Below are 19,050 nucleotides of genomic sequence, written 5' to 3' on the forward strand. Positions count from 1 at the left end.
CGAAAACGTTTGCAAATGCCATTCTGCATTGAATCCTAACGTTTGTTTGTACAAAGCACACTATCTTCCCACTGATTACCCACAGTTCTAATGTGTATAAAGTACATTTTATTGAAATACCCCTATATTGCAAGCGCTAATCGATCACCAAACGAGCATTTATGAATTTTAGAAATTATCATGTCCCTTATCAGATCAATGAGCAGTACAGCAAGAAAGCTGCTTATTTTTCAATGGAATTTGCAATTCACCAACCTTTAAAAATATATAGCGGAGGCTTAGGATTTCTGGCCGGATCTCATTTAAGAAGTGCCTATGAACTTAGGCAGAATATGATTGGTATTGGTATCCTGTGGAAATATGGTTACTATGATCAAGCGAGAAACCAGGATCAGACTTTACAGGTAACTTTCATGGAGAAGATCTACAGCTTTTTGGAAGATACCGGTATTAAGTTTCAAATTCTGATCCATGAACATCCGGTTTGGGTAAAAGCTTACTACTTGAATCCTGAAACATTTAACAGTGCTCCCCTCTTTTTATTGAGTACAGATTTACCAGAGAATGATTATGTTTCTCAAACCATTACGCACCGTTTATATGATGCAAATGTGGCAACAAAAGTTGCGCAGTTTATTCTACTAGGTGTGGGTGGTGCTAAACTTATTGATGAACTTGGTTTTAATCCTGATGTTTATCATTTAAATGAAGCACATGGAATTTCTTCTGCATTCTATTTGTTGAATAAATTCAAGAGCGCAGAAAAAGTAAAAGAACATTTGGTATTTACAACCCATACTCCTGAAGAAGCAGGTAACGAAAAACATGATATTTATTTATGTCATAAAATGAGTTACTTCTGTGGATTGAGTATTGATGAAGTCCGTAAACTTACCGGCATCAAAGATGATCAGTTCAACCATTCATTAGCGGCATTACGCTTTGCACGCAAAGCCAATGGTGTATCTGCGCTGCATGGTCATGTAAGCCGTGAAATGTGGAAGAATCATGAAGGAATTTGTCCGATCACCTCTATCACCAATGCCCAGAACTGGCGATATTGGGCTGATAAACAGATGTATCGTGCCATGGAAGAAGGCAATGATTTTGCATTTGATGACAGGAAGAAATATTTGAAGAAAAGAGCGTTTGAAATAGTTGCGGATCAAACAGGTAAAGTTTTCGATCCAAACGTATTAACCATTGTATGGGCCAGAAGATTTGCAGGTTATAAACGTGCAGACATGCTGACCTATGATATGGAGCGTTTTGAAAAAATGCTCAATAATATCAAGCGTCCGGTACAGATCATTTGGGCAGGGAAACCTTATCCTGTAGATTATCCAGCCATTTCACAATTCAATAACCTCGTTCATTTAAGTAAGAACTATAAGAACGTAGCTGTATTGATTGGGTATGAATTAGGATTGAGCAAACGTTTAAAGCAAGCTGCAGATGTCTGGCTGAATAATCCACGTGTGCCCAGAGAAGCATCCGGAACCAGTGGTATGACCGCAGCGATGAATGGCGCAGTGAATTTTTCAACTGATGATGGATGGATTCCAGAGTTCATCAATCATGGCAACAATGGCTTTGTAGTGCCAAAAGCTGACTATGAAAACATGACCGTACATGATCAGGATGAATATGACTTGAACAAGGCTTATGAGATCCTGGAACAACAGATCATTCCAATGTATTATGACAATTTTGATACCTGGAGACAGATCACCAAGAATGGCATGAGAGATGTACGATTCCAGTTCGATAGTAACAGAATGGCTCATGAATACTATGAGATCATGTACAAGTAGAAGATAAAAGAATTAAAAAAAGGCACAAGACGATTCTTGTGCCTTTTTTGTGTCTTTCTGTGTATTCAGTGGCAACAAATAAATTAGCCTCTGAATACACAGAAAGGCACTGAAAGGAGTATCATCTGCAGAACTATTTCAGTGTACCTTTGTTTTTTAAGTATGGAAAACAAAATAGCCATAGCCATTACAGGAGCCAGTGGTTCCGTTTATGCCAAATTGCTGCTTGATAAACTACAGGCTATGCCTGAACAGTATCAGGAAGTAGGTATTGTAATGAGCAAGAATGCCAAAGAGGTTTGGAAGACCGAACTTGGTAATGAAGACTATAACCACTACCCTTTTCGCTATTTTGATAAATATGACTTCAATGCTCCTTTTGCTTCCGGGTCTGCAAAATACAATGTAATGATTGTTGCACCTTGCAGTATGGGTACACTTGGACGTATCGCAGCGGGCGTCAGTGATGACTTGGTTACAAGAGCTGCAGATGTAATCTTAAAAGAAAGGAGAAAGCTGATCTTAATGGTACGTGAAACACCTTATAACCTGATCCATATCAAAAACATGGAAACAGTGACACTAGCAGGAGGTATTATTTGCCCTGCCACACCTTCTTTTTACAGCAAGCCAAAAACCATCGAAGAAGTTGCCGCCACAGTAGTTGATCGTGTTCTTGATCTTGCTGGCTTAGAGCAGCATTCTTTCAGATGGGGCAGAAGTGAATAGGAGTAGTGAATAGTGAGTATGAATAAACTCTGGATATCTCACTATTGACAATTGACTACTCACTACTCACCATTCACAAAAAAGCTCCGCTTTTCAGCAGAGCCTTTATATTGAGTACTTACCTTCTCTTATACTTGTGCATTCTCCCCTTCTTCTACTCTTTTCTGAAAATCAAATTTGAGTTTTCCTGATTCTTTATCCAGGTCAGCGATCAGTACATCTCCTTGTTTGATATTCATATTGAGTATCTCTTCTGCTAAAGGATCTTCCAGATATTTCTGGATCGCACGATGTAACGGACGGGCGCCGAACTGTGAATCATAGCCTTTCTCAGCAATGAATTCCTTAGCAGCTGTTGTCAGCTCCAGTGAAAATCCTAAGTTCTGCAAGCGTTTAGAAACACCTTTCATCAGGATATCGATGATGTTAAAGATGTTTTCCTGGCTCAATGAGTTGAAGACGATCACATCATCAATACGATTCAAGAATTCAGGAGAGAAGGTTCTTTTCAGTGCTTTTTCGATTACTGCTTTATTATTTTCTTCTGCATTCTGGATACGTGTTGCGGTAGCAAATCCTACACCATCACCAAACTCTTTCAATTGGCGTACACCAATGTTAGAAGTCATGATGATCATGGTATTTTTAAAATCTACTTTTCTACCCAAACCATCTGTTAACTGACCATCATCCAATACTTGCAATAAGATATTGTAGATATCCGGATGTGCTTTTTCTATCTCATCCAACAGGATCACACAATAAGGTTTTCTTCTTACTTTCTCAGTCAGTTGTCCACCTTCTTCATATCCTACATAACCCGGAGGTGCACCGATCAATCTGCTCACCGTGAATTTTTCCATGTATTCACTCATATCAATACGAATCAGTGAATCTTCGGAATCAAACATGTATCGAGCCAATGCACGCGCCAATTCTGTTTTACCTACACCTGTAGGACCTAAGAAGATAAATGTTCCAATCGGTTTTTTGGGATCTTTTAATCCAACGCGGTTACGCTGAATGGCTTTTACCACTTTCTGAATGGCTTCATCTTGTCCTACCACCATTCCCATCATATCATCGCTCATTCTGCGCAGCTTCTCTGTTTCCGCTTGAACCATTCTCTTGACAGGTATACCTGTCATCATGCTTACCACTTCAGCGATATGTTCTTCAGAGATCGGATAGCGTTTGTGTTTACTTTCTTCTTCCCAGAGATTTTTAGCTTTCTCCAGTTCTTCCCCCAATCTTTTTTCAGTATCACGTAATGCAGCCGCTTCTTCAAAGCGCTGGCTTTTGACTACTTTATTTTTTTCGTTTTTAATATCCTCGATCTTCTTCTCTAGCTCAACGATCTCTTGTGGAACATTGATATTCTTCAAGTGCACACGAGCTCCCACTTCATCCAATACATCGATCGCCTTATCGGGCAATAATCTGTCGGTCATGTAGCGATCACTCAACTTCACACAAGCATCGATCGCTTCATCACCATAGGTTACATTATGGAAGTCCTCGTATTTTGATTTGATATTATTGAGAATGGTAATAGTATCTTCTACACTAGGTGGTTCAACAATCACTTTTTGGAAACGTCTATCTAATGCACCATCTTTCTCAATGTACATACGGTATTCATCCAATGTAGAAGCACCGATGCATTGTAACTCGCCTCTGGCTAAAGCGGGTTTGAAAATATTGGAGGCATCCAAAGAACCACTGGCTCCTCCTGCTCCAACAATGGTATGTATTTCATCAATGAAAAGGATGACATCTCTGTTTTTTTCCAGTTCATTCATGATGGCTTTCATTCTCTCTTCAAACTGACCGCGATACTTCGTACCTGCTACCAATGCTGCAAGGTCTAAGGAGATCACACGTTTATCAAATAAGACCCTGCTCACTTTACGCTGAACAATGCGTAATGCCAATCCTTCAACAATGGCAGTCTTACCCACCCCAGGTTCTCCAATCAAAATAGGGTTGTTCTTTTTACGACGACTTAATATCTGGCTAACTCTCTCGATTTCTTCTTCCCGGCCAACAATAGGATCTAAAGAACCAGACTCTGCCAATTTGGTGATATCCCTGCCAAAATTGTCGAGTACAGGGGTTTTACTTTTTGCATTTCCACCAGCCTTGGCGCCTGATTTTTGTTGCTGGTATCCGGAGCCTCTTTTCTCTTCATCAAATTCATCTTCTCCTTCATCGCTGAACTCTGCTCTGGGATTGGGGTTCGTAGATCCAACCATTCCTAGTTCATTTCGGAAAAGATCATAATCGACATCGAATTGATTCAATATCTGTGTAGCGATGTTTTCTTTATTCTTGAGGATACTGAGCATCAGGTGCTCTGTTTCTACCAAGGGACTCTTTAAAGCTTTCGCTTCCAATACTGTAACACGAATGACTTTCTCTGCCTGTTTGGTAAGAGGCAGGCTGTTGATATTGGCAATATTCTTACCGGTCTTATCTTTTACAGCCAATTCTACTTCCTTCCTTAGTTCATAAAGATCGACATTCAATTGCTTCAATACTTTGATGGCGGTATTATCGCCATCTCTGATCAAACCCAATAACAGGTGTTCCGTGCCAATGAAGTCGTTTCCGAGCCGCAAAGCCTCTTCCCTGCTGAAAGAGATGATCTCTTTTACCTGTGCTGAAAAATTATTATCCATAACCTAAATTGGATTTATACAATTATAACGAATATTTTTGAGCGAAGTTGTGTAACACTTATACACAGCTGTTAACGTAACATACGTAAAAATGGAAGTCAAAATTGATACCAAAGAGAAATTCACCGTTGTAACACCGGTCACGCCTGTACTTTCTGCCAATATAGCAGCAAACCTGGCCGAAACATGCTCCGAATTCTTGTCTAAAACTGTAAAAAATATTGTTTTAAACCTGGAGCCCGTTACTGAAATTGAACCTAAAGCCGCCACAACACTGGCCATGCTTCAACAAAACTTCTATGAGAATAGTGCCTCCTTTGTTTTGTGCAACCTTAAAGAACCTTTGGAGGCCGTTTTCGAACAAGAAGAACTTCTGGACTTCATGAATATTACCCCAACGGAAAGCGAGGCATGGGACATTGTACAAATGGAAGAAATCGAAAGAGAGCTGATGGATGGTGATGATATGGAGTTTGAGAAACCTGAGTAAAATATCTATGATGTCAGATCGTAGGTATCAGATTTAAACAACAACAAATATATCTGCGATCTGACATCTGACATGCCCTCTCTTATGCCGAATAAAGACTACTATCAAATACTCAGGGTACCACCTACGGCCAGCATGGCTGAGATCAAGAAATCTTATCGGCTATTGGCTATGGAATTTCATCCGGATAAAAACCCCAGCATACTTGCTGCAGAGCAGTTCTCATTGATCAAAGAAGCTTATGCGATTTTGAGTAATACAGCCGAAAGAAAAAAGTATGATCGTATCCGTTTTTCCGACAACCGTGTAACTGCTCGTATTGCTACTACTCCAGAAGAGGTCAGAGATATGAGCAAGGAATTGGTTAGAAGAATTAAACTGTTGAACCCGGATAGAATCAATCGAGACAAGTTGGTAAGTGATATAGAAGCGGTTCTATCTGTATACCATATTCAATTATTGGAGCAATGGAAAGACAAACAGCAAACCTTGCTACTGATACAGGATATACTGTATTGTCTGCAGTATGTAGACAGATCTGATTGTCTACAACTCACAAATACCCTGTATGCAATATATGGCTTAGATGATGAAGCTAAAAAACAAATCACGCAGTTTTTACGATCGTATCAACGCAATCATTATTGGGAGAAGTACAAGATGATACTGGCATTGATCATGGCCATCCTGGTCTGTTATTTCATTTATCGCTCATAAAAAAAGCGCACCTTAAAGGGTGCGCTTTTTGATTGACTATTTTACAAAAATCACTCATCTAAATATGTCACCAATGTTCTTCCTTTGGTTCCTGTTGTAACAGTACCACCATAACCACGATAAACCATGGTATAAGAACGTTGGTTACCAAATGATGCACCATTGATCACGGCTAGATTAAATGTGCTACCGGGTCTACGCACGTAGAGGGTATCACTTAACTGACTGTTGAATGGCAGGGTTTGAAAATCAACCACCTGTCCGGGTGCTACACTGTTAAAAATATTTCCGTTTCTTCTTGCAGAGAAGATACTTACTGTAGTACCTGCTGTATCTGCAGCAATTGCATTCACAAAACGAAGGCGATAATTTCCGTTATTAGGTTGTGTGATATTATCTGGAAGCACCATCTTAGAAGAGTCTCTAGCAGAACGAACATCATCTGTAAGAATAACAGAGTAACGCTGTCCTTTCAAAGCCAGATTGGTAAACAATGCCAGTTGAATAGAATCAGGATTGACTCTACCTGCCACCGTAACTTTTAAAGTTTGGAGTCCGGCAGGAACTGCAAAATAACCAAACCCGGTCGTTGCAGCAGCAGGAAACAATCCACCATAAGTGATCAATGGGCCATTGACTTTGGCATTGTTCACGTACAGGTTAATTGAATCGGGAGCATTAAAGATTTGTCTGAAAGAAGGTGATGCATGTATCACACGGATAAATGCTTTGTCTTCCAGCGTAGTATATTCAGCGGTACGATCAGCCTGTTTTTCGCAGGATGCAAACACCATCATTCCCGCTGCGAGTATAGCTGTATAGGATAATAATTTTTTCATCGGTTAAGTTTTGAGGGTGTAATTATTTCTGTGAAAACCAGGTTTCTTTGGTATGATAATCTAATTTATCGGCACCGATTCTAACCAGTTCATTGAAATTCCACACATACTCGGAATTGTAACGAGGTCTCACACGGTAAACAAATTTGCCGGCATTATCTACATACATGTTAATACCACTTGGAGGAGTGAATCCGGTATACACCTGTAAAGTAGTAGCTGGATCGATATCAGTATAATGATAACGACGCATGTCTACCCAGCTTTCCAATGTATTATAACCCCATAATGCGATGTATTTCTGCAACATAATATGGCTTAAGGTCAAAGTAAGCGGATCTGATGGAACAGCTGTACTTGCCATATATGCAGCTTTCATAGCCGGTGTGATTTGATTAGCCACTGGAACATTCGTATTGTATTTATCCGTCAGCATATCAAAGTGTAGGCTAACACCCAGACGAAATGCAGCGAGTGCTGTTACTCTATCATTCTTTTTAAATGCCGCTTCCGCTTTCATGAATTGGATTTCGCTGGCAGTCATAACAGGAAACTCAGCACCACTAGTGAAGATGAATCTACCGGTAGTCTCATTTGCAGTGGTTCCGGTCGTGATAGCACTTCCACCACCCCAGAAATTTTCGGGACGATCGTTCACGTTACTGATTCCTGCATTGCCTCTGTTTGGTTCTAGACCCACAAAAGTACCGTTGAGGTTCGGTCTCAAAAGATACCATCTACGAGGATCAACTACACCAGTAAATGAAGGATGCGGATTGGTTCCACTCAGCAGGTTCGCAGAAAATGCACCTTGACGCAATGTGCCCACATTACCTCTTAACGGACCAAAGAAATTGGCGTTAGCAGAGATACCGGTATTGGCATATTTCAGGGTAGCATTATCGGCATTGGTTGCAAGCGACAGATTTGAATAAACGATTACTGAATCAGGATTGTACGAAGCTTTGTTACTCAGGTGATTGAAGCTACGGGCAAGAACACCGTAAACAAACTTCTTCCACTTATTCACATCACCACCATAAAAATACTGATCGCCTTTAGCAAGATTTGCCTGGCTTACACCATCACCTGTTTTATTCAGGTTGGCAAGTGCGGTATGACAAAGTTGTCTAACATATGTGTACACTTCCTGTGGTTCATCATATTTGAAAGTGATCAAATTGGTATTGAATGCTTCTTTTAAGATCACTTCACCATGATAATCAACCAATGTCAACCAACTCCATGCGAAAATGGCTTGTCCAACACCTACATAATCCCATTTCTTCTCTTCTGCTGCCCAATCGATCATGCGCAATAAATTTTGTCCATGATCATAATAATGGGTTCTCCATACAGATGCAGCATTATCGCTTGCACCAGTTGTTCCACCCATCATATCATAAGCATCTGCTGCTGATCCGGCATTAATTGAGTGCCAGTTTTGAATGTATCGTCCTGCAAAACGAGCGTCATTGGCAGTACCATGTCCGGCACCATTACCAACCATACTGGCCAACAGACCCGGCAGTAATTGTTCAGGTGGCACTTTAACATCCGCATTGGGATTCTGATACGCTTCATCTATTTTCTTACTACAAGAAACGGCTACTACACTGGTGAGTGTAATTCCGACTAGCAGTTTTTTAAAGAATGTATATTTCATAAAAATTGACTTTGTGGTTATACGATTTTATTAGCTCCTTAGAAAGCGGCTCTTAAGCCAAAGTTTACACTTATTGGAGTTGCAATGTTTCCATAATCAAATCCAAAACCACCTACCCCTCTTGTTGCAGAAGTATTTGCACTCGTTGCAGGATCTGCTCCGGTGTAATTGGTGATCAGAATCAAATCGTTTCCGGTTGCAAACAGGCTCAAGCCTTTCAGGAACTGCATTTTGCGTATAGCTTTTGCAGGGAACATGTAACTGATCGTGATATCTCTCAAACGTACCCAGTTAACATCTTTCTCAATGAATTCTTCCTCCGGCATTCTCGCAGTATAATAGGTCTGCAGATTGTATGGAGTGATTGCAATAGTATTCTTTGTAGGATTAGCGGTATTCTGTAATCCATCATTCAATACACCCTCAACAACTCTTGGTGTTTTTCTATCTTCTGTTCTTAAACTCTTACCTCTACCGGTCAGGAACATTTCGTTGGCATTGAAAATGTCTCCACCAACTTTAACATCCCACAGGAAGCTTAAAGTAAAGTTCTTGTAACGGAAGTTGTTATTGAAACCGATACTGAAATCAGGATTTCTATCTCCACGTACCAAGAATCTCTGATCGATCAATGGAAGACCAGTTGTTGGTTCGATCAGGATCTGTCCAGCATTGTTACGCTGATAACCAAAACCTGTGATAGAAGTACTTGGACCACCTGTGATCAAACCACCACGAGCATTACCAAATACCCAAGTATCAGAGATATAAAACTCCGGAACGTTTGCAGGTAAACTCAACACTTTATTACGCATTCTGTTGAAGTTTACGCGTGTGCTCCAGCTGAAGTTTTTGGTCTGTACTGGTGTCGCATCCAAGGCGATTTCAATACCTGTATTACGCGTAGAACCTACGTTCAACGTATTCAGTACGAAACCTGTTCCATAACTAGCTCTGAAGTTTTCAGCGATCTGCTTTTCATTCAGTGTGTTATAATAAGTCACATCTAAGTTGATCTTATTATTCAAGAACTTGAATTCAGCACCCACTTCATAGGTCTTTTGAATTTCAGGCTCTAGGAAGAAGTTGTTGTTTGAGAAACCATACGCATATCCACCACCGCTAGACTGTACGAAATTAAATACAGACTGGTTGGCATAAGGCGCGCTGGATCTTGCAGTTTGTGCCAATGAACCTCTCAGTTTAAAGTAATTCAGCACATTACCGCGTTTGATGAATGGAAGGATATCAGACATGATGAAACTGATACTTCCTGCAGGGTAATTGTAACTTCTAAATTGCTTAGGGAAAATAGAAGACTCTTCAAAACGATGAGAGTAGGTCAGGAATGCAAGGTTCTTGTAGTTCAAAGCAAATTCACCAAAGAATGCAACCTGACGACTCAATACATAGTTTGGTCCGCCATTACGGATCGCATTGTTCAAACGGATACGGGTAGCAGGATTGGTATTGTTACTATCCATACCATTCAGGTAGTTCCCTTTCAACTGTGATCCGGAAACTGCATACATTTCTGTACGATAGTCCTGCCACATAGTACCTACCATCAAACGGCCATTGAAATTACCCAAACTTTTACGTGCGGTAGCAGTAATAGTATGGTTGTATCCTTTGTATTTACGATAGAAATTATCCTGGAAACCTCTGGAAGTTCTTACGATACCACCACCAAATGTAGTGGGGAGTCTCGCTGATGAAGCTGAGTCCATCACAGAGTAACCATCATTGGAATAAGTATCATATCCGAAACGACCCGCAACACTCAACCATGGGAAAGGATTCAGATTCACTCCCAATGTCATCAAGAAACGATCATTCACATCGTAACCTCTGTTATAGTTAGCATTGAAATAAGGGTTATCGAACTCATCATTACCCAAACGTAATTTTCTGGAATCTTCTGTCAGGTACTGACTTGCATCATTATTAGATGGCCATGTTAATAAATTCAACAGGTAAGATCCTGCACCACGCTGTGGTTTAAAGTTGGTAGTTCTGATATAACTGATAGATGGAGCTACATCGATCCATTTATTGATCTTAGTGCTGTTAGATATACGAAGGTTATATCTTGAGAACTTGTTACTTGGTACAACACCTTTCTGATCAAATGCAGATCCAGAGAATCTCCATGATGCATTTTTTGTACCATAGTCTGCACTGATATTATGTGTTTGTGCAAAACCAGTTTCGAAGAAATCTTTTACGTTATCATACAACTGTACATCCGTTCCATATGCCGGACCGAAATAAGAGTATACCAGGTTATCCGATATACCGTTGTTACCCTGGCTGTATTTGTTAGAAACATCCGGAGTACGTGTTAGTTTCTGGATACGGAAACTGTTATCGTAGTTCACGCTGATCTTACCGATCGCTTTCGCTTTCTTTGTCGTGATCACGATGGCACCGGAACTTGCCTGGCTACCATAAAGTGCCGTTGCTTCCGGACCTTTCAGGATCGTTACTGATTCAATATCATTTGGGTTGATATCAGAGATACGGTTTGTATAGTCTTGTCCACGATTGGGTTGATCAGAAGCCAGACCAATCGTAGCACCACCACCACTCTCGTTTACTGAACCATTATCAACGATCACACCATCCACCACAAAAAGCGGTTGGTTGCTCAGCGCCATTGAGTTAAATCCTCTCAAAACAATAGATGAAGAAGAACCTGCTTGTCCACCAGTAGGTGTAATTGACAAACCAGCTACCCTTCCTTGTAAGCTGTTGACGAAGTTCTCGCGTTGCGCTTCCGCAATTTCTTTACCTGTAACTTTTTGAACGGAATAACCCAATTCGCGAGGTTTACGTTTGATGTCCATGGCTACTACCACTTCTTCCAATTCAGAAACCTCAGCAGATAAGGTAATGTTCAGCTGCGCTCCTGTTACGGGAACACGCTTACCCTCATAACCTACATAAGAAATCTGAAGCGATTGTCCATTGTTGGCTCGAATGGTGAAAACACCTCGCTCATTGGTTTGCGCAGTAGCAGAACCGCCTACAACTTTTACGGTAACACCGGCTAAAGGCAATTTAGATGCAGCATCCGTAATCGTTCCGGATACTGTCTGACTCTGGGCAATGGCCGGTAGTGAAAAAAGCAAAAGCAGCATCAATGCTACTTTCATGATTGAGACGAAATTTCTCATAACAGTTTTTTTGGTTTCGTTAACAGAGAATAATTAGGGAATCCTCGTATGGCAACCCCATTTCCTCCTTATGACAATAAATTCCCGCAAAACAATGCATCAAGTATGAATTTTAATGCCGCAGAAAACTGCAAAAAATCAAATGATTTATCGAAAAGCGGAATAATAAAGCAATGTTAAAGTTCTTATGTGATATTTTCGAATATATTTAATCATAATTTTTTTCACATCTAACCGTAATAGATGTGTATTTCCGCAAAAAACTGCATTACTGGCAAAAACAAAGACTTTACGCTCCATTTGGGGTAAAAAAACGCTAAAAAACGAACTAAGAGGAAGCGTTCGTTGATCGTAATATCAAAAAAGCACGTTTATAATACCATAATCCCCTTCTGAACGTAGGGATTCAATTTGGGATCAGAGGGATCTAATTCTGTAATCAGGATATCTATTTCTTCCGGCTTGCAGACCTGCAACTTCTGAGTTGTATTCAATTTTTCAGATATCGCCAGTGAAACTGTTTTTTGCGCACCACGAATCATTGCTCTTTTTACTTCAATGATCTCCCACTCCAGATCTGTGATACCTTCTGTGGCATCCATACTATTGGTGCCTAAAAAACAATAATCTGCTTTGATCCCTGCCAGTCGCTGAATCACTTCAGCACCTACTGAGATCTGTGCTGTTTTCGATAATTTATTCCCTAAAAAAATTACTTCACTGGTCGGATGTTCCAATAACTCCAATGCGATCGGCACACTCACTGTAATGAATGTGACACTTAAATCAGGGGGTAATGCTTTCACCAATTCCCGAATGGTAGTACCACCCGATAATAGTATAAACATGCCGTCTTTAATGAGTTCTACGGCTTTATACGCAATCCTTTTTTTCTCCGGTAATGAATAGATGCTGCTCGTTTCTAAAGTAAAGTGAAACGATTTGGACAATGCTCCACCATGTACCTTAATGAGTTTACCTTCTTCCGCCAATTCCTGAAGATCACGTCTTACGGTATCTTCTGAAACATCCAGTTGCACACTCAAATCAGAGGACAATACCTTATTATGGATATTGATTTGCTGTATGATATAAGCTTGTCGTTCTTTCTTAAGCATGGTTAAAAATAAGGAAATGCCTGAATTACCAAATTGCATGGTCGCAAAATTGTATTTTCGTCATTCTGAATCAGATTTCGTGAATGGTGAATGATCAATGGTGAATAATGATCAAATTAACGCATTGACGATTCACGATTCACAATTCACATCCATGATCTCCCAAAACACCATACAACAGATCTTCAACCGCGTCGATATCATTGATATTGTAGGGGAATTCGTGAAACTCAAAAAAAGAGGTACGAACTATATTGGTAATTGCCCTTTTCACAATGAAAAGACCCCTTCTTTTACGGTCTCTCCTACCAAAGAAATTTATAAATGTTTTGGCTGTGGCAAAAGTGGTCGCGCGATCGATTTTGTCATGGAGCATGAAAAATACAGCTACCCTGAAGCTTTGCGATGGTTAGCCGCCCGTTATAATATTGAGATCGAAGAAACAGAAACCAGTCCTGAAGTAAAGCAACTACAACTCACTTCTGAAAGTCTCTATGCCATCAATAATTTTGCACAGAAATTTTTTACCCGTCAATTATTTGAGACCGAGGAAGGGAAGATGATCGCACTCAGCTACTTGAAAGAGCGTGGTTTCAGAGAAGACATCCTGCATAAATTTCAAATAGGCTATAATCCTGATCACCGCGACGGACTGACGCAAGAATTATTGTCGAATCAATTCAATCGTGAGTTGTTACCGAAAAGTGGACTTAGTGCAGTTAGGAATAATGAAGAGCTGGTAGACAACTATCGCAATCGTATCATCTTTCCAATACATGGCAATACCGGTAAGATCATTGGCTTTGGTGCCCGTGTTATTGGCAAGAGTGATCGTGGCCCCAAATACATCAATACGCCAGAGAATGAGATCTATGTAAAAAGCAGGATTCTCTATGGCCTTTATCAGGCAAGAATGGCCATTGATAAAGCCCAGGAATGTTTACTGGTAGAAGGTTATACAGATGTTGTTAGTCTGCACCAGGCCGGTATTGAAAACGTAGTAGCCAGTGGCGGTACTTCTTTAACCACAGATCAGATCAGACTGATCAAAAAATACACCGACAACCTGACCATTATTTATGATGGCGACAGTGCGGGTGTTAAAGCTGCTTTACGAGGCCTGGATATGGCGTTGGAAGAAGGACTGAACGTCCGCCTTGTGTTGATTCCTGATAATGAAGATCCGGATAGTTATGTTCATAAAGTAGGCGTAACTGCTTTCAATGATTTTGTTGCGAAATCAAAAAAAGACTTCATCATCTTTCAACTTGAAGTGATGTTGAAAGAAGCCGGATCAGATGTAAGTAGGAAAAGTGCAGTGGTGAATCAAGTGGCAGAAACATTGAGTAAGATCAATAAGGCTGAAGATTTTACCCGGCAACAGGATTATATCCGCCAATGTTCCTCACTTTTAAAGATCGATGAAGCCGGACTTACCAATCTTGTCAATAAGTACAAGCGAGATAAAATTTCTAAAGAAGAAAAGAAAGGACTTGCACAGGAAGAATTCAATCAACAACTCAAACAGGCTGAACAACCGGAAGACGTACTGGATGATACAAGCCGTCTTCTCATTCAGGATGAAGCACATGAGCGAAATATTCTCCGCGTATTACTTGAGTATGGTCTTCGTTCTTGGGATGAAACAACTAATGTAGCTGATTATATTTTTTCGGAGTTAGAGCACTTCCATTTTGAAACATCCATTTTAGAAAAGGCATTTGAAGCATATAAAGATGCCTATCACAAAGGTCTTGAGCCTACTACTAAATCTATGCTCTACCATGATGATGAAAATATCCGAAATCTGATCATAAGTATCTCAGTAACGCCTTTTGAATTGAGTCAAAAATGGGATGAGGTATTGGAGGGAATGAATATCGTGAATCGTGATACCAGCAGGCAAGATGTGATCATGAGTATTTATTTCTACAAACTAAGAAGGATCAAAAAAATGATCGAGGAAAATCAACGAGATATTGAAAACGCCTCAATGGATGACTTCAAAAAATTATTGGAAATTCATAAAGAACTAAAGGAAGCAGAAAAAGCCATCACAGATCAATTGGGAACAGTCATTGTTAAGTAAAAGATCAAATACTCCCCCCTACTTCTTTAGCATTGTTACCTGTCCTAAATGATATGCATCATGTTGCATGCATCCAATCAGAAGGTCATGAAAAGTTTGTCCTTTCATAGGTGAAGGTTGATCAAGGCGATCATCAGAAAATATTACAATAGCTTGTATCAATGCTTCATTGACTTCTTTAAAATGTTCAAGTGTTGCTTCCCATGCTTTCTGAGACGGTTCCTTAGGTTGATAAAAATCATTCATTGGTGGATTGCCTAGTACGCCTTGCAAACGTATGATGACCGTTTTACGCCAATAGATAAGATGATTGACCAATTGCCAGATGGAGTTATTGAAAGGTTCCTTCTTTTGAGCAGCTTGCATGAAATCGACATCTTTAAGGGCGTGTTTAAAATTTAACCCGATCCAACAGTCGCCTTCATAAAAAGCTTTCAGTAAATCAGCTATTCTTTCTGTTTCACGCATACATTTGTTTTATAATTCTAACCTACCAATAATTCTTCTAAATACCATACACCATGTCTGCCGTTTATACCAAAAAAGTAGAAGTAAGATGGAGCGACTTAGATCCGAATTTTCATTTGCGTCATTCAGTTTATTATGATTGGGGCGCTTATGTACGTATGTCATTCATGACAGAAAACGGTATTACGCCTTCTCTTTTACAACAATATCAGATTGGCCCGATTTTGTTTAGAGAAGAATGTGTTTTTAAAAGAGAGATCAGTTTCAATGATCAAGTTGAACTCACATTACACATATGTAAGTCTACACGTGATATGAGTCGCTGGACCATGAAACACGAGATTTGGAAAAACAAAGACACCCTCAGTGCCATCTTACATATCGACGGTGCATGGCTGGATACGCATAAACGAAAACTTGCTGTACCGCCTGATTCTTTCAGAGAAATATTTGATAGCATTCCCAAGAGCGACGATTTTGTTTGGATAGAAAACAAGTAATCAGATCTTTGGTATCAATGCCTCATTGATGGCTTTCTTTAGCCAAGGAACTGTGCCCATACCATAACCGGATGTATGGAATATGACTTTACCTTCTTTATCTATGACAACATGCGTTGGAAACAAATTGATACCGTACCGAGATGCTACGTAAGAACCCGCATCCACAATACCATATTGAAATGGCATTTCCTTTAAAAACTCTTTGAGTTCATAGGATTGATCCAATGCTACGGCCAGAAAAACAACATCCTCTCTTTCTTTATAAGCTTCCACCATATTATTTAGATGTGGGATTTCCATTCGGCATGGCGGGCAATTGATAAACCAGAAATTGAGTACTACCACCTTCCCTTTCATATCTTTCAACACATATTTCTTTCCATCCATAGTCACCAACTTCACATTGGAAATAGTATTACCCGTTCTGAAAAATCTACTTTCGTTGGGTTTGGGCATTTTCTCATCACGCGTATATTTTTCTGCCTCACTCAATCTCACCAACAAAAATTCGAGGGGATTTGCGTTTATATCGATGATACGGATACTATACTCTCCAGATTGTATCAGTTTTTGCCAAATTGCATATGGATACACTAACCCTGAAGAATCTTTTACAATAGAGCTTGCATTCAATCTTATATTAGACGTCGGAATCTGAGCAGAGAGTACTAGGGTACTCAAGAAGAATAAAATACTGCAAAGGATTTTCATAGATACATTTTTCTAATACAATGTACCTTGTTTTTGAAAATAAAAAAAGTCCTTACGCAATTTGTAAGGACTTAATAGAATGAATTTGCTAAGAGATTAATACTCCCAATGGAAAGAAGCACGTGCAGTTTTTACATTTCTGCGCACTTTCCAGAGGTCAATCGCTCCGAAGGGAGCACTTTCAATTGCTTTTTTTGTGTTGATCACATCAACAGCTACCGTTTCTTTTACCTCTCTTACCAATTCTTTCAGTTCTTCTGCTTCTAATTGGATAATAGAAGGCATAACATTACTCTTCATAATATTTCGTTTTATTCTTTACAATAAAATTTAGCTGAGCAGAATCAGGGGGAAATGTAGTCAATCGTTGGTGCAGTAATCAAAGCAAACCCGCGAGATGTTATTACCTGCTCATTTTCAGGGTGCAAAAGTACAGCGTTTTATTTTCATAGAAAAATAAAACTGTCAATTAGTTGTTAATTCGGTCTTTACACGTGCTGAGTGGCGATATCTGGTGTTGATTGGTCAGTAAGTGGTACTGCACCTCTGTTTTTGCGCACGATCCTTGAATACAAGCTAATCTCCTTATCAAATAGAAATCGAAAGAATAGTTTGGTCCATGAAGTATGGTATGCCAATGAATTATAAAACCCCGGGGCTGTTTCTCTGATATCTGGCAAGCGGTTCCAGGGAATAGAAGGAAAATCATGGTGTTCATTATGGTATCCCACATTAAACGCTACATGATTCAATACGCCATAATAACTATAGGTCTCTTGCTCTCCATGTGTTAAATAATGCTCCTGGATCCATCTTGCTCCTAAAGGATGCAGCCCTACTGAAAAGAAAAAACTGAATACCAGAAACAACAACGCTTTTGGTCCCCATAAAAAAGTTATACCGCCAACAAAAATGATCTGAACCAGCCAGTTCAATGCAATCCATCCATCAAATGGCTTGATCTCTTTTAATCTGGATATCCGGAACAGTTGAAAAAAAGGATAGAATAACAACCAGATCACTTTACCAATAAAATAATGATTGATGAGTTTGGCTTCCCAATGATTGGGCAGATCTCCATCCAACTCATGCACTCCTTGAAACGAATGATGTTTGATATGATAACGTTCAAATGATACTGAACTAGGGAAGATCAAGGGAATATTGGCAAATATGCCGGATAGTCTATTGGCAACCGGCGATTTAAAAATCAATCGATGTGAGCATTCATGGATCATCACGAACAACGCATGATCTGCAAAAGCACCCAGTAAATACGCTGCAACAATCACTGCCCACCAAGGTTGATCAGACAGCAGAAAAGCTCCGGAAAGTTGAAATACTACCAACCCTATGATCGGCAAGATCGTGTAAGGATTTTTTCCGATCAGATTTCTGATGTGGGGGAATTCTTTCAGGATGGCTTTTGTTCGGCAACGATGAGGCTCAGATGTCTGTGAATAGACAAAGTCGGTTTTGGTAGCAGTCATCATCCAATATAGGCCTAAATCATTATAAACCAATAAATTGTTGAGATAATGGAGAAAGTACCCCCATCCAGGTTCTACATGAATTATATACCTGATTCAAGTCGCGGACTTACCTTTACACAAAAAAGAAATTGAAATACCTGTTTTTGATCGCTGTCATGTGGCTGAGTGCCTGTGCTTCCAAACAACAAACTTATATACCTGCAGAAAACGCCCTTGATGCAGGCAGAGAGTTCATAGACGCTTGTTTAAAAGGTGATTTTTCTAAAGCAAAATTTTATATGCTGGATGATAGCACCAATCTGGGACATTTGAACCGTGCAGAAACAAAATTCAGAGGCTTAGACAAAGAAGGCAGACAACAACTTAGAACTGCTTCGATCAATATCAGTGAGGTAAGTGATATTGATACGGTTCAAACCATCATCTATTACAGTAATTCTTTTGACCAACAGCCATTAAAGATCAAAGTGATCAAACAAAAAGAGGAATGGCTGGTTGATTTTAAGTATACCTTCAATCCAAATCTTTGATATAAGACGCAACAATAAAGCAA

At 39.8% G+C, this 19,050-nt stretch carries 16 protein-coding genes; 7 read left to right on the forward strand and 9 right to left on the reverse strand.

Annotated elements, in window-relative coordinates; all coding sequences use genetic code 11:
- Window positions 1-161 precede the first annotated feature (161 nt).
- Together glgP and ABXG83_RS04205 are read left to right on the forward strand one after the other, a co-directional pair.
- Window positions 162-1,814, forward strand: coding sequence for an alpha-glucan family phosphorylase (gene glgP / locus ABXG83_RS04200; RefSeq protein ID WP_353550236.1), 1,653 nt, complete (start codon window positions 162-164; stop codon window positions 1,812-1,814).
- Window positions 1,815-1,976: 162 nt separating this feature from the next.
- Window positions 1,977-2,543: a UbiX family flavin prenyltransferase gene (locus ABXG83_RS04205; RefSeq protein ID WP_353550237.1), complete on the forward strand. Its 567-nt coding sequence runs from the start codon at window positions 1,977-1,979 to the stop codon at window positions 2,541-2,543.
- Between the two features lie 128 nt (window positions 2,544-2,671).
- Here the strand turns inward: ABXG83_RS04205 and ABXG83_RS04210 are convergent, their stop codons facing one another.
- Window positions 2,672-5,224, reverse strand: a complete 2,553-nt coding sequence (locus tag ABXG83_RS04210) for an ATP-dependent Clp protease ATP-binding subunit (protein ID WP_353550238.1) — start codon at window positions 5,222-5,224, stop codon at window positions 2,672-2,674.
- Between the two features lie 91 nt (window positions 5,225-5,315).
- Between ABXG83_RS04210 and ABXG83_RS04215 the strand changes: the two genes are divergently transcribed.
- Window positions 5,316-5,714: an STAS domain-containing protein gene (locus ABXG83_RS04215; RefSeq protein ID WP_353550239.1), complete on the forward strand. Its 399-nt coding sequence runs from the start codon at window positions 5,316-5,318 to the stop codon at window positions 5,712-5,714.
- A gap of 84 nt (window positions 5,715-5,798) precedes the next feature.
- The gene (locus tag ABXG83_RS04220; RefSeq protein WP_353550240.1) at window positions 5,799-6,431 is read left to right on the forward strand and encodes a DnaJ domain-containing protein; all 633 of its coding nucleotides are present in this window, start codon (window positions 5,799-5,801) and stop codon (window positions 6,429-6,431) included.
- 50 nt (window positions 6,432-6,481) lie between these two features.
- Here ABXG83_RS04220 and ABXG83_RS04225 read toward each other — a convergent pair whose 3' ends face one another.
- The 4 genes from ABXG83_RS04225 to ABXG83_RS04240 form a co-directional block, all read right to left on the reverse strand.
- Window positions 6,482-7,270, reverse strand: a complete 789-nt coding sequence (locus ABXG83_RS04225) for a DUF4397 domain-containing protein (protein ID WP_353550241.1) — start codon at window positions 7,268-7,270, stop codon at window positions 6,482-6,484.
- 22 nt (window positions 7,271-7,292) lie between these two features.
- The gene (locus ABXG83_RS04230; RefSeq protein ID WP_353550242.1) at window positions 7,293-8,936 is read right to left on the reverse strand and encodes a SusD/RagB family nutrient-binding outer membrane lipoprotein; all 1,644 of its coding nucleotides are present in this window, start codon (window positions 8,934-8,936) and stop codon (window positions 7,293-7,295) included.
- A 38-nt stretch (window positions 8,937-8,974) separates the two neighbouring features.
- Window positions 8,975-12,115, reverse strand: coding sequence for a SusC/RagA family TonB-linked outer membrane protein (locus tag ABXG83_RS04235; protein ID WP_353550243.1), 3,141 nt, complete (start codon window positions 12,113-12,115; stop codon window positions 8,975-8,977).
- Between the two features lie 371 nt (window positions 12,116-12,486).
- The gene (locus tag ABXG83_RS04240; protein WP_353550244.1) at window positions 12,487-13,233 is read right to left on the reverse strand and encodes a DeoR/GlpR family DNA-binding transcription regulator; all 747 of its coding nucleotides are present in this window, start codon (window positions 13,231-13,233) and stop codon (window positions 12,487-12,489) included.
- Window positions 13,234-13,387: 154 nt separating this feature from the next.
- Here ABXG83_RS04240 and dnaG point away from each other — a divergent pair, with 154 nt between their 5' ends.
- Window positions 13,388-15,322: a DNA primase gene (gene dnaG, locus ABXG83_RS04245; protein ID WP_353550245.1), complete on the forward strand. Its 1,935-nt coding sequence runs from the start codon at window positions 13,388-13,390 to the stop codon at window positions 15,320-15,322.
- Window positions 15,323-15,340: 18 nt separating this feature from the next.
- On the opposite strand, the gene ABXG83_RS04250 is transcribed toward dnaG, so the two are convergent.
- On the reverse strand, window positions 15,341-15,790 hold the full coding sequence (locus ABXG83_RS04250) for a DinB family protein (protein WP_353550246.1): 450 nt from the start codon (window positions 15,788-15,790) through the stop codon (window positions 15,341-15,343).
- Window positions 15,791-15,843: 53 nt separating this feature from the next.
- Here ABXG83_RS04250 and ABXG83_RS04255 point away from each other — a divergent pair, with 53 nt between their 5' ends.
- Complete coding sequence (locus ABXG83_RS04255) at window positions 15,844-16,290, forward strand: acyl-CoA thioesterase (protein WP_353550247.1); 447 nt, start codon at window positions 15,844-15,846, stop codon at window positions 16,288-16,290.
- On the opposite strand, the gene ABXG83_RS04260 is transcribed toward ABXG83_RS04255, so the two are convergent.
- The 3 genes from ABXG83_RS04260 to ABXG83_RS04270 form a co-directional block, all read right to left on the reverse strand.
- Entirely contained in the window at window positions 16,291-17,004 is a 714-nt protein-coding gene (locus ABXG83_RS04260) for a TlpA disulfide reductase family protein (protein WP_353550248.1), read from the reverse strand. It abuts the gene before it with no gap.
- Between the two features lie 96 nt (window positions 17,005-17,100).
- The gene (locus ABXG83_RS04265; RefSeq protein ID WP_353550249.1) at window positions 17,101-17,304 is read right to left on the reverse strand and encodes a hypothetical protein; all 204 of its coding nucleotides are present in this window, start codon (window positions 17,302-17,304) and stop codon (window positions 17,101-17,103) included.
- Window positions 17,305-17,492: 188 nt separating this feature from the next.
- Complete coding sequence (locus ABXG83_RS04270; protein ID WP_353550250.1) at window positions 17,493-18,494, reverse strand: fatty acid desaturase; 1,002 nt, start codon at window positions 18,492-18,494, stop codon at window positions 17,493-17,495.
- Between the two features lie 131 nt (window positions 18,495-18,625).
- On the opposite strand from ABXG83_RS04270, the gene ABXG83_RS04275 reads away from it, so the two are divergent.
- Entirely contained in the window at window positions 18,626-19,027 is a 402-nt protein-coding gene (locus ABXG83_RS04275; protein ID WP_353550251.1) for a hypothetical protein, read from the forward strand.
- Window positions 19,028-19,050 lie beyond the last annotated feature (23 nt).

The sequence above is a fragment of the Sediminibacterium sp. KACHI17 genome (assembly GCF_040362915.1).
In the GTDB taxonomy this organism is placed as follows: domain Bacteria; phylum Bacteroidota; class Bacteroidia; order Chitinophagales; family Chitinophagaceae; genus Sediminibacterium.

Bases quoted from the DNA above. Each gene is read 5' to 3' on its own strand.
- glgP (WP_353550236.1), top strand. From the start codon at position 162: ATGAATTTTAGAAATTATCATGTCCCTTATCAGATCAATGAGCAGTAC.
- ABXG83_RS04205 (WP_353550237.1), top strand. From the start codon at position 1,977: ATGGAAAACAAAATAGCCATAGCCATTACAGGAGCCAGTGGTTCCGTT.
- ABXG83_RS04210 (WP_353550238.1), bottom strand. From the start codon at position 5,224: ATGGATAATAATTTTTCAGCACAGGTAAAAGAGATCATCTCTTTCAGC.
- ABXG83_RS04215 (WP_353550239.1), top strand. From the start codon at position 5,316: ATGGAAGTCAAAATTGATACCAAAGAGAAATTCACCGTTGTAACACCG.
- ABXG83_RS04220 (WP_353550240.1), top strand. From the start codon at position 5,799: ATGCCGAATAAAGACTACTATCAAATACTCAGGGTACCACCTACGGCC.
- ABXG83_RS04225 (WP_353550241.1), bottom strand. From the start codon at position 7,270: ATGAAAAAATTATTATCCTATACAGCTATACTCGCAGCGGGAATGATG.
- ABXG83_RS04230 (WP_353550242.1), bottom strand. From the start codon at position 8,936: ATGAAATATACATTCTTTAAAAAACTGCTAGTCGGAATTACACTCACC.
- ABXG83_RS04235 (WP_353550243.1), bottom strand. From the start codon at position 12,115: ATGAGAAATTTCGTCTCAATCATGAAAGTAGCATTGATGCTGCTTTTG.
- ABXG83_RS04240 (WP_353550244.1), bottom strand. From the start codon at position 13,233: ATGCTTAAGAAAGAACGACAAGCTTATATCATACAGCAAATCAATATC.
- dnaG (WP_353550245.1), top strand. From the start codon at position 13,388: ATGATCTCCCAAAACACCATACAACAGATCTTCAACCGCGTCGATATC.
- ABXG83_RS04250 (WP_353550246.1), bottom strand. From the start codon at position 15,790: ATGCGTGAAACAGAAAGAATAGCTGATTTACTGAAAGCTTTTTATGAA.
- ABXG83_RS04255 (WP_353550247.1), top strand. From the start codon at position 15,844: ATGTCTGCCGTTTATACCAAAAAAGTAGAAGTAAGATGGAGCGACTTA.
- ABXG83_RS04260 (WP_353550248.1), bottom strand. From the start codon at position 17,004: ATGAAAATCCTTTGCAGTATTTTATTCTTCTTGAGTACCCTAGTACTC.
- ABXG83_RS04265 (WP_353550249.1), bottom strand. From the start codon at position 17,304: ATGAAGAGTAATGTTATGCCTTCTATTATCCAATTAGAAGCAGAAGAA.
- ABXG83_RS04270 (WP_353550250.1), bottom strand. From the start codon at position 18,494: ATGACTGCTACCAAAACCGACTTTGTCTATTCACAGACATCTGAGCCT.